This is a genomic window from Aquirufa aurantiipilula (genome assembly GCF_019923745.1).
GTDB lineage: Bacteria > Bacteroidota > Bacteroidia > Cytophagales > Spirosomataceae > Aquirufa > Aquirufa aurantiipilula.
Map to the genome: position 1 here is coordinate 36,082 of NZ_JAANOG010000002.1, position 14,179 is coordinate 50,260.

The 14,179-nt window shown below is 38.2% G+C and carries 9 protein-coding genes; 5 read left to right on the top strand and 4 right to left on the bottom strand.

All coding sequences use genetic code 11. The features are described 5' to 3' along the window. The 4 genes from G9H60_RS02150 to G9H60_RS02165 are packed head-to-tail and all read left to right on the top strand — an operon-like array spanning position 1 to position 4,748. The gene (locus G9H60_RS02150) at positions 1-2,250 is read left to right on the top strand and encodes a RelA/SpoT family protein (RefSeq protein WP_223142479.1); all 2,250 of its coding nucleotides are present in this window, start codon (positions 1-3) and stop codon (positions 2,248-2,250) included. A gap of 49 nt (positions 2,251-2,299) precedes the next feature. After that, positions 2,300-2,785, top strand: coding sequence for a Fur family transcriptional regulator (locus G9H60_RS02155; RefSeq protein WP_109322291.1), 486 nt, complete (start codon positions 2,300-2,302; stop codon positions 2,783-2,785). Positions 2,786-2,806: 21 nt separating this feature from the next. Further along, the gene (locus G9H60_RS02160; protein WP_223142480.1) at positions 2,807-4,087 is read left to right on the top strand and encodes an adenylosuccinate synthase; all 1,281 of its coding nucleotides are present in this window, start codon (positions 2,807-2,809) and stop codon (positions 4,085-4,087) included. 4 nt (positions 4,088-4,091) lie between these two features. Further along, entirely contained in the window at positions 4,092-4,748 is a 657-nt protein-coding gene (locus G9H60_RS02165) for a hypothetical protein (protein WP_223142481.1), read from the top strand. Positions 4,749-4,922: 174 nt separating this feature from the next. Here G9H60_RS02165 and tsaD read toward each other — a convergent pair whose 3' ends face one another. Continuing rightward, entirely contained in the window at positions 4,923-5,924 is a 1,002-nt protein-coding gene (gene tsaD / locus G9H60_RS02170) for a tRNA (adenosine(37)-N6)-threonylcarbamoyltransferase complex transferase subunit TsaD (RefSeq protein ID WP_223142739.1), read from the bottom strand. Positions 5,925-5,994: 70 nt separating this feature from the next. Between tsaD and G9H60_RS02175 the strand changes: the two genes are divergently transcribed. Beyond that, positions 5,995-10,458 carry a translocation/assembly module TamB domain-containing protein gene (locus G9H60_RS02175; RefSeq protein ID WP_223142482.1) on the top strand — a complete coding sequence of 1,488 codons (4,464 nt, stop codon included), beginning with the start codon at positions 5,995-5,997 and terminating at the stop codon, positions 10,456-10,458. A 469-nt stretch (positions 10,459-10,927) separates the two neighbouring features. Here the strand turns inward: G9H60_RS02175 and G9H60_RS02180 are convergent, their stop codons facing one another. The 3 genes from G9H60_RS02180 to G9H60_RS02190 form a co-directional block, all read right to left on the bottom strand. Next, positions 10,928-11,647 (bottom strand): hypothetical protein, encoded by a 720-nt coding sequence (locus G9H60_RS02180; protein WP_223142483.1) that lies wholly within the window; start codon positions 11,645-11,647, stop codon positions 10,928-10,930. Positions 11,648-11,817: 170 nt separating this feature from the next. Continuing rightward, positions 11,818-12,666, bottom strand: coding sequence for a hypothetical protein (locus G9H60_RS02185; protein ID WP_223142484.1), 849 nt, complete (start codon positions 12,664-12,666; stop codon positions 11,818-11,820). Positions 12,667-13,215: 549 nt separating this feature from the next. Beyond that, positions 13,216-14,157, bottom strand: a complete 942-nt coding sequence (locus G9H60_RS02190) for a hypothetical protein (protein WP_130924678.1) — start codon at positions 14,155-14,157, stop codon at positions 13,216-13,218. Between the last annotated feature and the right edge of the window lie 22 nt (positions 14,158-14,179).

Genomic DNA, 14,179 nt, shown 5'->3' on the forward strand with positions numbered 1-14,179 from the left:
ATGCCTATCAATTTAGAAAAAGAGCGATTAGAGATTTTGAAAAGGTACCGCAAGCTCTTGCGGACAGCCAAACCCTTTTTAAAAGATGATGATGCCAAGCAAATCAAAAAAGCATTTTTGATTTCTGCGGAGGCACATAAAGAGATGCGAAGAAAATCAGGGGAACCTTATATCTACCATCCTTTGGCTGTTGCTCAAATCTGTGTCGAAGAAATTGGTCTAGGTACAACCTCCATTATTTCAGCTTTGTTGCACGATGTGGTAGAGGATACGGACACCACCTTAGCAGATATTGAGAAAGATTTTGGCCCTAAAATTGCTTCCATTATTGATGGATTAACCAAGATTTCTGGGACTTTTGAATACGGGACATCGCAGCAAGCGGAAAACTTCCGCAAAATGCTGTTGACTTTGTCCGACGACATTCGTGTGATTTTAATTAAACTGGCAGACCGTTTGCACAATATGCGAACCCTGTCAAGTATGGCCAAGGAAAAGCAATTAAAAATTGCTTCAGAAACCATTTATTTATACGCTCCTTTGGCACACCGTTTGGGATTAAATGCCATTAAGACGGAATTAGAAGACTTGGGTTTGAAATACACTGAGCCAGAAGCTTTCAAGGAAATTGCCAATAAATTGACAGAGAATAAGCGTAACCGCGAAAGTTTTGTCGATCATTTCATTCGCCCTATCAAAAAATCCTTGGATGAATTGCACTTGCATTATACCATTAAAGGTAGACCTAAGTCGATTTATTCCATTTACAATAAAATCAAAAGTAGCAATACGCCATTTGATAAAATATACGATTTATTTGCGGTTAGGGTAGTGATAGATGTGCCTTTGGAAAGAGAGAAAGCAGATTGCTGGGAGGTTTATTCCATTGTCACAGATCATTATCGCCCTAATCCTAGTCGATTGAAAGACTGGGTTTCTACCCCTAAATCCAATGGTTATGAGTCTTTGCATACCACGGTGATGAGTTTGCCATACGGCAACGATAAAGAGGGGCGTTGGGTGGAAGTGCAGATTCGTACAAAACGGATGGATGAGATAGCGGAAAAGGGGGTGGCTGCACACTTTAAATACAAAGGAACGGACACTCGTACCAGTCAAGCATTTGAATCTTGGTTAAGTCAAGTTCGCGAAGCTTTAGAAACCAATGATAAGAGCCAGTCGGCCGTAGAATTGGTGGACGATATCAAAAACTCACTATACCACGAGGAGGTATTTGTATTTACTCCAAAAGGAAAATTGGTGGTTTTGCAAGTGGGTTCCACTGCCTTGGATTTTGCCTTTGAAATCCACTCCGAAGTGGGGGCCAAATGTATCGGTGCCAAAGTTGGAGGGAAATTGGTGCCCTTGTCGCACAAGTTGAGCAATGGGGATCAAATTGAAATCTTAACTTCTTCCAAGCAAAAGCCATCAGAAGATTGGTTACGTATAGTAACGACTACTAAGGCCAAGGCTAGGATTAAAGACTTTATCAAAGAAGAGAATAAGTCGCACGTCATCAAAGGGCGTGATATGATTGAGCATCGATTGAAGATTTTGGGGTATCCAAGTTTAACTCTGGAAATAACCAATCAACTGCGGGCGTATTACAATGCCAAAGATGCCAATGATCTTTTCTATCGATTTGGAAAAGGATATATCGCCATTGAGCAGTTGAAGCATTGGAAGTCCGACAAAGAAATGCACGAACGGAAGCAGGCGGAAAAAGCCATTCAAGTTCCGATTGTCGATAATAAGAGTTTTACCAAAGAAATGAAACGAGTACAGCATGACCGAAAAGATGCTGATATTCTATTGATTGGTGAAGATATGGACAAGGTAGATTATACTTTGGCCAAATGCTGTAATCCAATCTCAGGTGATGATGTATTTGGTTTTGTGACGATTAATGAAGGCATTAAAATTCACCGTACTAATTGTCCTAACTCCCCTGAGTTATTGTCTCGGCACGGTGATCGGGTGATTAAAGCTCAGTGGGCGAGTCAAATAGCCATGTCATTTGTAGTGGATTTAGTGATTCGAGGTATTGACCGTGTAGGATTGGTGAATGATGTAACTCGGGTAATTTCAGATGAACTCAAAGTGAATATCACGGCATTGAATATTGGGGTGAAAGATGGACTATTTGAAGGACAAATTTCACTTATGATTCAAGATACGGATCACTTAGTTGCCCTAGTAGGGGAATTGGAACGAGTGGCTGGAGTAATTGAGGTTGCTAGGGAAGAATAATAGCTTTTTTCAGTTTTTATAGCTTATTTTACGTCGTTTTTTTCGCTAAATGTCCACAGAAATAGATAAGTTCGATTCGGTTAAGAAAATTTTCACAGCCTACTTGGAAAACAAGGGTCTGCGCAAGACACCCGAGCGATTTGCAATCCTGGAGGAGATCTATTTACGCGATGACCATTTCGATGTGGAGGAGTTGTATATCTCCATGAAAAACAAGAAATACCAAGTTTCCCGTGCTACCGTTTACAATACATTGGATGTATTGGTAGAGTGTGATTTGGTCGTAAAACACCAATTTGGACGTAATCAAGCCCAGTTTGAGAAGTCTTATGGACGTAGACAGCATGATCACTTAATTTGTACAGATTGTCACAAAGTGACAGAGTTTTGTGATCCGCGCGTTCAAACCATCCAAAGTTTAGTAGGAGAAATGCTTCATTTTAACGTGATGCACCATTCTTTGATTTTCTACGGATCATGTACCAACAAGAATTGTGAACACCGAGCTAATTTCCAAGCGAGGTCCCAAGAATAAAAGAATTTAACACAAGTTTTTATGGCAGTTGATGTATTATTAGGCTTACAGTGGGGTGATGAGGGGAAAGGTAAAATTGTAGACGTTTTAGCACCTCGTTATCAGGTTGTGGCAAGATTTCAAGGAGGACCTAATGCAGGTCATACATTGGAATTTGATGGTTTTAAGCATGTTTTGCATCAAATCCCTTCGGGTATTTTCCGTCAGGAAGTGCAAAATATCATTGGTAATGGTGTGGTGTTAGATCCCATCATTTTTAAGAAAGAGATTGAAGGATTGGCTCATTTCAACTTGGATTTGCAGAAAAACTTAGAGATTTCGAAGAAAGCGTCCATCATATTGCCAACGCACCGTTTATTGGATGCTGCTTATGAGCTAGCCAAAGGAAAAGAGAAAATTGGTTCTACATTAAAAGGTATTGGACCAACTTATACAGATAAAATTTCTCGTCAGGGATTGCGTGTAGGGGATATGATTTCACCTAATTTTCCTGAAAAATACAAAACACTAGTCGATCGCCATAAAGCGATTTTGGATGTATATAAATACGAATACGATTTAACTGAGGCTGAAGCTGCGTTTTTTGAAGCTGTAGAATTCATGAAGCAATTTGCCTTAGTGGATTCAGAATACTCAGTGAATAATGCCATTAATTTAGGCAAGACTATTTTAGCTGAAGGAGCTCAAGGGTCATTATTGGATGTGGACTTTGGTTCTTATCCTTTTGTAACTTCTTCCAATACCATTTCCGCAGGAGCATGTACCGGTTTAGGTGTTGCGCCTAAAAACATTGGTGAAGTATTTGGTATTTTTAAGGCATATGCTACTCGCGTTGGATCAGGACCATTCCCTACGGAATTGGAAGATGAAGTGGGAGAAGCAATGCGCCAAGAAGGCCGTGAATTTGGTTCTACAACGGGTCGTCCGCGTCGTTGTGGCTGGATTGATTTACCAGCTTTAAAATATGCTATGATGATCAATGGGGTGACTCAATTGATTATGATGAAAGCAGACGTTTTGAATATTTTTGAAGAGATTCTGGTATGTACTTCTTACGAAATGCCGGATGGTACCGTTACGGATCAAATCCCTTTTGAGATTACGGATATTAAGGTAAAACCCATTTATGCGAGTTTACCAGGATGGCATTGCAGTTTAGAAGGTATGCGTGATTTTAACGAATTGCCTGCAGAATTGACCAACTACATTGCCTTTTTAGAAAAGCATTTGAACTTACCGATCAACTTCATCTCTACGGGCCCAGATCGTGAGGCTTGTGTTTTGAGAGGATCATTGGCATAATAAAATGAAAGCTTCGGATCGAATGGATTTGGCAGAATTGTATAAGTTCGACGAGATTTACTGGATTCCAGCAGATCGACCTAACATTCCATCCGAAGCTACTTTTTTGCCCGCAGAAACTCCAGCATCTACGTTTGAAGAGGAGATTTCTACACCAATGGCTGCTGTCGTAGAAGAAAAAGTCAGTCAAGCAGTACAGGAAATCCCCATGATCCCTCCAGGACCTGGTATACAAGCTAGCTTTGTTGAAGAAGTGAAGGAGGTAGAACCTACTGCTCCTCCAATTTCACCCTCTTTACCTCAAGTGACATGTCGATTGGTGGTCGTAGGAAAGATTAATGCTACTGAAAGAGAGCGATTACAACTCGTATTATCAGCGGCTCCAGTTTCTCTTCAACCCAATGATTGGCAGGTCTTGGAACCAATGGATTCCTTTACTTTAACAGAATTGCTAGAAGGTACTCAAGCCCAAATCTATGTATTCCTAGGTGATCAAATCCCAGCTTGGAAAGAACAATTGCCAGAAGGTAAAATCAGTCAACTCGGGAATAAAGCCATCTACTACTTCCCTCGTTATATCTCTAGCCTAAAAGATTCCGAAAAACCCTTGAAATTGGCGTTTTGGAATAGCATGAAGGAAATTGTAAATTATAATTTATAGATTATAAATGGGGTTTATGTAAATGTCATTCATGCATTCACATTTCACCATTTAATTCAAACTACCTTCCAATATTTCGATGGGATTAACCTTTTAAATAGGGGTTAGATACTAGTTATTAGAATATAGATTGGCAACAGATCCATTTATAATCTATAAATTATAATTTACCATTTATTTCATGTCCATCCTCGGCAGAGGACTTACGTCTTGGCCACAGAAAATACCAGCTTCTGCTTTGAAGTGACCAGCCATAGCAATCATCCCAGCATTGTCAGTGCAGTAGGAAAACGCGGGGATAAAGACATCCCAGTTTTGTTGAGCACCTAACTCTTGAATTCCATTTCTAAGCCCAGAATTGGCAGCAACACCCCCAGCAATAGCAATTTGTTGACAGTTCTTTTCTTTCATCGCCTTTTTCACTTTGCGAAGTAACATGTCGATCAAAGTCTTTTGTACAGAAGCACAAATGTCGGCTTTATTTTCCTCGATGAACTGAGGATTATTCTTCTGTTCCTTTTGTAAAAAATACAAAATGGAAGTTTTGATGCCTGAGAATGAAAAGTCTAAACCTGGCATTTCTCCCAAAGGAAAAGGGAATCGGTTGGGATTACCTTCTCTCGCTAGTTTATCAATCATGGGACCACCCGGATAAGGTAATCCGATGAGTTTGGCTGTCTTATCAAATGCCTCTCCTACAGCATCATCTTGGGTCTCTCCAATGACTTCCATTTCCAATGGACTCTTTACCCAAACTAATTGGGTATGTCCGCCACTGACCGTCAAGCAAAGGAAAGGAAAGCGCGGTTTTGGGTCCTCAATAAAGTGTGCCAAAACGTGTGCTTCCATGTGGTTTACCTCAATGAGAGGAATATCCAAACTCAAGGCCAAAGCTTTGGCAAAGGAGGTTCCAATTAATAGTGCTCCCAATAAACCTGGCCCGCGTGTGAAGGCAATGGCATTCAGTTCATTTTTGTTTATATTTGCTTTTTGCAGAGCTTCTGAAACAACAGGTATGATGGATTTTTGATGTGCTCTGCTGGCTAACTCAGGAACGACTCCACCCCACTGGGTATGGATCAATTGAGTGGATACAATGTTTGACCGAAGTTCACCGTTTACCATAATGGCAGCGGAGGTTTCGTCACAAGAAGATTCAATAGCCAGTAGATTCATAACGGATAAAAAACTCTGCAAAAATAAGGCAAAATATGCCGTAATCGTTGGTTTTTCTGAAAAAGAAAATATGATTAAAACAACCAAAATCTTCGCTAAATCCATTCTTTACGGTTTGGTGGGGATTTTTTTGTTGTTTTTTGTAACGGTCTTATTACTTAGAGTTCCCTCCAATCAAACCTTATTAGCTCAGTATTTTGCGCCGAAAATAGAGAAGGCCATTGGCTATCCACTGACGGTTCGTGCTATCCAGCTCAAGTTTTTTGATGAAATAAGTTTCTGGGGTTTACGGGTCAAAGACCCCTGGGGTAAAGAAATGATCCACATTGAGCGATTGGATGTTAATTTTAATTTGTCCGATTTACTGTTCCAAGGGAGCAATCCTCACCTAGATTATGCCCGTTTGTATCAACCCAAAGTTCACCTGATTTTTGAGGAAAAATCAGGAAAAATGAATTTGGATGAGTTCATTGTTCGGATAGACCATTGGCTTAATCCGGGTCCTAGTGTGGCTGGACCAAGTTCTAAATTTGAAATATTGGATGCCGAAGTCGTGGATGGCTCCTTCATGTTGGATGATCAACAAATCAAGAGTGAAGCTACTGCTAAGCATTTCGATTTGAATCACCTCATTTTTACGCATATTAATGCCAAGGTCAAGGACTTTTTTGTACAAGGGGATACCTTGGGTTTGCAAACCATTGGGCTTAAAGCATTGGATCCAATCAGCGGTTTGAATATTAAGTCTTTGGATACCAAATTCATGTATGCTGACAAGCAGATGCGGTTCGATCAATTGAACTTATTTTTCAATGATTCTCAGATAAAAAACCAGATTGTTTTCAATTATTCAAGTACCCAAGACTTCAAATTTTGGAATAAGAAAGTCAGTATGAATGCCTATTTTGACAATAGTCAAATTCGTGGAGAAGACTTGGGAAGGTTTGTTTCAGATATGTACCAATACAAAGGTATGTACAAGTTGAAAGGAAATTTGGAAGGTCCTGTAGCTCGTTTAAATCTGAAGAATTTTGAAATGGCTTTTGGAAACAGAAGTGTGCTACGGGGAGATTTTAGTTTCAAAGGTTTACCTGAAATTGATAAAACAGTGATGAATTTTGACATGGTGAACTCACTCTTTCACCCACAAGATTTACAAGTCTTTTTATCCAAATCAGCTGTAGAAAAAATGAATATTTTAGGTCCCGTTTCCTTTGGTGGAAAGTTTTCGGGTACCAATAAAGACTTCAATACTTCGGGTAAGTTAAACACGGGTTTAGGTTATATGGAAGGCGATGTAGTGATGAATTTGAGTGATTCCATGGCCTTTTCTAAATACCAAGGTAAGTTGAAGTTGAAGAAATTTAAGCTGGGGAAATTATTCAGTTTGGAGGAATATTTGGGAACTGTTGATTTGGAAGCTCAGGTCAAGGGATCCGGTTTTTCAAGCAATTCAGCCAAAGTTGATTTTGATGGTCAGGTATCTGAAATTAACATCAAGCGCTATGCGTATCGAAGAGTTAGTTTGAAAGGTAATTTGCAAAGGCAATTATTCAAAGGATTGGTCTCTGTTAAGGATAGTAATTTACTGGCACAGATGAGTGGGGAAATCAATTTAAGGCAAGAAAAACCTGTCTACAATTTGGAAGGACGGATAGATCATGTCGACTTGGGAAGGTTGCATATTACAGATACCCCCATGCAGTTGGTGAGTGATTTTCAAGTCAATATCGCTATGAATGATTTGGATGATTTAGAAGGGAAAGCGACTTTTTCTGAGGCCATTTTGGGTACTCCCAAGAAGATGGATTTACCTATACATTTGTTGACATTTAGTTCAGATTTAAAAGGAGTAAAACGTCACTATCGATTAAACTCGGATTTGATTTCGGTGGAGGCAGAAGGTGATTTTGTGCCGTCTCAATTACAAAAAGATATAGGCCAATTATGGGAAGAATATACCTTGTATTTTACCAAAAACGAGAGTGAAAGAACTGCATATTATGCGGCAAAAACCCATGAAACGAGTCGAAAATATGTGTCCGATTTTACCGTTATCTGCCATGATGCCAAGCCTATTTTAACACGCTGGTTTCCAACAATTGACCTAGCGAAGAACACGGTTTTTTCTGGGAGCGTCAATAAAGGAAGGTCAGTTTCTTTGAGTTTGGAGTCTTATCCTGATACGCTGGTTATGGGAGGATATAAGTTTTATCAATCCATTTTTTCCTTCCAAAGTTCCAAGTTTTTAGGTGGCCCTGAGGTTTCGAGTAGCTTGGTTTTTCAATCGAGAAGACAGCATTTGAACTTCCTTACTCCAACGGAAAATTTGAAATTAGATGGACTTTGGGATCAAGATCGCATCAATTTTGAATTGGATTTCAAACAACAAGGAGATGATAATTCTGCTCATTTAGGCGGAGTTTGGCGATTTGAAAAGGATGGTTTGTCACTACGATTTAAAGATACTTATTTACGGATCTTAGGACAAGATTGGGCGGTTGACCCAGAAAACAAAATTTCCATTCAAGGTAAGGAACTGCATGCTGAGCACTTCTTGATCTCAAATCAAAAGCAGTCCATCGCTTTACAAGGAAGCTTGTCCATGGATTCTACGGAGACCTTAAGGTTGAGAGCTAATAAGTTTCAGTTAGGCACCTTAGCACCTTTGTTTTCTTTGAAAGTTCAGGGCGAATTGAATGCAGAAATCAACATTCAAGATTGGTATCAGCATACTCGACTAGACACATGGTTGCTGGTTGATTCCTTGCATTTGAATACTTTTTACATTGGCAATTTACAAGGAGTTGGAACCTACAATGCGGATTTGAAAACGATGGATTTGAACTATCATTTAAATCGTTTAGGGGAATCAGTCATGGAGGTAGATGGAACCTATAAGCCTTTTGAAACGAGGAATAAGCTGGATATTACGGCGGAGTTAAACAAGACCAATCTCAGTATTTTAGAACCATTTACCCAAGGTGTTTTTTCTGGTTTAGCAGGTGATGCTTCAGGTAAATTAAAGGTGAAAGGAACCCTAAATGACCCAGATATTGAGGGTAAAATAGTGCTTCAGAAAGCAAAATTATTTTTTGATTATCTGAAAACTAGCATGGCATTTTCAGATACCGTGGAGTTTAAGACCCGACAAATCATTGGTCGAAATTGGAGGATATCAGACCCTGAAGGTAACACGGCTAAGCTAAATGCCAATTTTGTTTTTCCTGCAGGAAGTCCATTTGAAATGAATATTGAGGCAAATTTAAATCGTTTCAAATTATTAAATACCCAGCGAGATCCTACTTCCTTTTATTATGGAACAGGTTATACTTCAGGGCCTATTTCTATCCGAGGGGCATTGCATGATTTATTGATTACTGCCGACTTGAAGAGTGAAAAAGGAACACGTTTATTCATTCCTTTGGATCGAGAAAGTAGTACGGAAAATGATGAAGACTACGAGTTTTTTAGTAAGTCATTACAAGTAGATTTGACCAATGTGAACCAGCAACTGACATCCAAATTAAAGGAAGGAGGGATAAGTTTGGACTTGGATTTAGCCTTTACGCCGGAAGCTTATGGCGAGGTGCAAATCGATAAAAAGAAAGGTGATTTGATGCGGATTTACGGTACAGGAAACATCAATATGACTTTGGACAAAAAGGGGCAGTTTAGGATGGTCGGCGACTACGCCATTGACCAAGGAGACTATACTTTCACCTTGCAGAATTTGATCAATAAGCGATTTGCGATTCAGCGTGGCTCTAAGATTTCATGGACTGGAGATCCTTTGGAGGCCAATGTGAACATCAAAGCTATTTATACTCAGTATGCTTCATTATTTCCAATATTATTGGATACTACCAATAAATCCAACTTGCCAGAATTCAAAAGGAGATACCCTGTTGATGTGACAATTAATTTGCAAAATCGACTTCTATCACCCAATATATCCTTTGATATTGGTATTCGAGATTACCCCAAAGATGTGCATTTGAATGGTGCTGTGACGGCTTTTACGAATCGAATTAAGACGGATGAGCAAGAGTTAACTCGACAAGTTTCTAATGTCTTGTTGTTTGGGCAATTGGTGTCCCCTTTTGGTGGAAGTGGTATCGCCTTGGGTAATTTAGTGGGTAATTTTACGGAAATGCTGTCCAATCAATTAAGTAATTTGGCCTCTCAAATCAATAAGGATTTGAACATTGATGTGTACTTAGGAGGAGGGAATTTGAATCAAGATATCTTATCTAATTTACAATTGCGCGCTTCATATAATATGAATGACCGCTTACGTATTACCCGAAGTGGGGGCTTTACCGATGCTCGAAATCAGACGAGTCCTTTGATTTTACTGGGCGACTGGGCCTTGGAATATTTTGTGAAAAGAGATGGGTCTCTTCGCTTGAAAACCTATAACCGCAACGTTCAAACCACCCTGCTTGGGTCTTTAAACTCCTACCAAATTAACCAAACCATTGGTGCTAGTTTGTTGTATAACCGAAGCTTTAATAAGCTGTTTGGGAAGTGAGATTAATATAGAATGTAGAATTAGGAATGTAGAATGGAATCCATTGATCATTTATGATTCATCATTTACAATTTTCTCTCTTTCATTGGAATTAACCGTTTAATGTAGAATGGAGAATAAGGGATGGAATCCATTTATCATTTATAATTCATCATTTACAATTTCCTTGCCGCTGTTCGACATATGTTATGTCGAACTACAAATCCAGAGGATCTACATTCCCCACCAATTGTAACCTAAAAGAACATATATTCTGATGAAAGCGAATCGAAGATTCTTTTTATCAACAATTCGACATGCCTTTTAGAACATGTCGAATAGCTGAATTTCGGGCTTGGCGCAGTGGCGGTTTAGAACCGTTAACTGTCAACCAAAAGAGAACTTGATAAGAACGAAAATAATAAAATTTAGCACCTTAACCGTCATTGAGCCAAACGCGTGTTAGCAGCAGTGTTTTCGTTTCAGCAAATTAGTCTATTTTCTCTGGCAAATAACCCTTGTATTCATTAGGTAATAGCCCTTTAGCGATTTCAAAACCATCTCCAATTATTTTTCTGTTATTTGGGTCCTTAACCCATTTGTAAACCTTAGTTACAAAGTTTTTTCTCCATCCAGCTTTTTTTGTTGAGTTCAGAGTTACTTTTAAGTTTTCAATATCTCCAATCAGGTCTTCTATTTGCTTTTCTAGATCTTTTTTATTCTTTGTATTGTGTTCAATTTGCGATTTTAACTCTTCCTCTAGTTTGTTTAATCTTTCTGTTAAGGTAGATACTTCCTCCTTAGAAAAGTATTCGTCAGGTACATCTGATAAGGTTTCAAGTATTTTATTTATGTCTTCCCTTTGTTTGTCAATTTCTTTCACTACAGGGTCTGAACACAATTCACTCCAAATGCAATCCATCCAAAGAGTTATTTTTGTATATAGAACAGACTCTTTATTAAATTTAATTTTTTCTTGAAATGAAAGTGGTCCTGGGGAAAGTGTTCCAGAAAATTCATATGATCCATCTTCTTTAGCTTCATCTGGTACTCGAATACTTAACTCATAGCGGTTATCAAGATTATAAACAATTTTCAACTCCGTCCCTGAATATTCCTTTTTAGTTGTAATTACAAAGTCATTACTATCAAAGTACTGATGTTTGTCAAGTATGTCATTTACATTTTTAATAATTCGTGCTCGTATCATGGCTATTTATATTTTAATTTGTCTGTGCAACTTTAAGATATTTTTTCTGAGGTTTAATATTGCTGCTAACGTTTTCGGGCTTTGCATTCGGGCGGGTTTTGGAGCACAAAGTTTCAATTTATTACTAAAGCTCCAAGTTTGCACGTCTGCCGCCTGAAGCAAAACCCGTGTTAGCACTCGTTATTTTCATCCCCGAATTCGTCTTTCTCCATTTGTAAATATCTTTGGCCAGCTCTGAATGCGGCTTCATTAGCTAATTGGTCTTGTAATGATATTCTGTTTTTGAATCTCAATAGTGTTGTTATTATGCCTTTGTAGTTATAGTTAATAGACTCATTTTCAAATTCAATTTTTAGCAATAGTTCGCCATTGCGAAATACAGCGAATGATTTGTCTTGGATTTCGTCATCTAAGCATTTTTCAACTCTGATATCACCTGTTGTTATTCCCAAAACCATATTTTCAATATTGCTAAGGAGATATTTGTCTATGTAAAGATTATTTCCAGAAATTCCTGCCCTTGAGCCAGATGATTCCATTATATAAGCTTTTGAAAATGCAGTATTCATTTGAAATACGCGAGGGTGATAGGCTACTGCATTATTATCTAAGACAGAAACTGTCGATTCTACATGAGTGTAATTATAACGATGTCCGTATGTTATTATTCCACGTACACCAGGAAAACCAGATCTTGTGTCTCTTGTATTTAAACTTTCATATTCAAGGAGTAAATCATCTAAGACAAGAACTTGTCTTAAAATGTAATTAGGTTTTTTTGAATCAATGTCAAAGTTTGTTATAACGCCATCATTTAAGCTAAAGGTTGTAGTCCCGTGTCTAGATGAGTATTTGTTTGTATAACTTAAGTCTAATTCTGTTATTCTTTTTAATTGATTCATGCATAGATTGTCGTTCAAGTTCCAACCTGAATCCATTAAAGGTTTACCATAACCTAAAAGGTCATACCAAGAACATATGCATTCAATAATTTCAAAATTAGTATTGTCATCTTCCATACATCAATGTGTTTCTTTTATAATGAGTGCTAACTAGTATATACACGCTACTCCATAGCGCAGATGTATGTGAAAATGGGTGTATTGGCACTATTGGCCTAAGTAAATTCAAATATAACTTTTATTGTAAATTATCAAATGGAGAGCAGATATTTTGCTTGCTTTTCGTCCCGACATGGGTGTAAATTTCTGTTGTCTTACTACCCCTGTAATCCAGAAATTTTTAAATATAGCTTAAATCAGTTCCTGCTTCTAATAAATGTGTTGCATAGCTGTGCTGCAATCAATGCAATAGGTTTCTTAATTCCTGTTTTTTGCAAATCTTATTTTTTTTGCTAAAATTTTGAATCATAAACGTGACTTTTAATTTGCTCTTTGGAGGGCTTATATTGCTTAATTTATACTTACAATGAGTTAATAATAATCACCAAGTGAACTATTATTAGGACAAGACATTCTACATTCTCCATTCTCCATTCCCCATTAAAAAAGGAACCACTTTCGCAGTTCCTTCTAATCACTAAAACCTAATATCTAATACCTATTTTCTTATTTCACCTCAAATCCACCTGTTCCAATCGCGAAACCTTCGGAGTATAATTCAATCGTGTATTTGCCTGGTTTGTAAGCCACACCACCACGAGAATAGAATACATCTACCGCCTGGTTATTGTTGGAATAGGTCACCACTTGTTTAGCTGTATACACCATTTCTTTTCCATCTTGAGTGAATTTACCAGAACCAGCTGCTTCGTCAGAAACGATGGCACCATCAGCATCTAATACGCGAACAAAAATAGTTTTGTTCTCTAATTTAGTAATTGGGTTGCTAGCCAAGTTGAACGTGATTTTCAACTTCTCAATTTTCTTACCATTGAAACGAGATTTCTCTGCTTCTTTTCCTTTGCTATTCACGGATAACACGCGTAAGCTTTGCGCTTTTAATGCTGCTGCTATGCTCACTTTTCTAGCTAATTCCTTGTTCTTAGCCGTTACTTCAGATAGCGTATCTACCAAGGTTTTGTTTTCTGTTTTTAGACCAGAATTCTCGGTATTCAAGGTTTGATTTTGTGTAGTCAACACTTGGTTGTTCTCCGTCAAAATTCCATTCTGCTTTTTCAATTCTACAATGTCAGCATCTTTCTGAGTCAACACTAAATCGTATTCTTTGATTTTCGCATCGTAAGAGGCAATCGTAGCGTGGTTCGCTTTTTTCAAAGAGCTTTTATCTTGTTCTAACTGTAATTTTAATGCTTCTAAATCACTCACTTGTCCACCTAAGGCTTTGATCTCCTCAATTTTAGCATCCAATTGAGTAGAAATGGAGTCCAGTTTCATGCGCGTATTCGCTAATTCGGTGGCTTTTTCTTCAATATTGACTGCTTGTTCTTGTGTTAGTTGGTTAGAACGGAAATACAAGACGCCAAGTACAGCGGTTAATACAGCCAGTACAATCAAGGCAATCTTTGAGGTGTTGTTGGAGGTTTCCATTTGCTTCAAATGTTTATTTAAG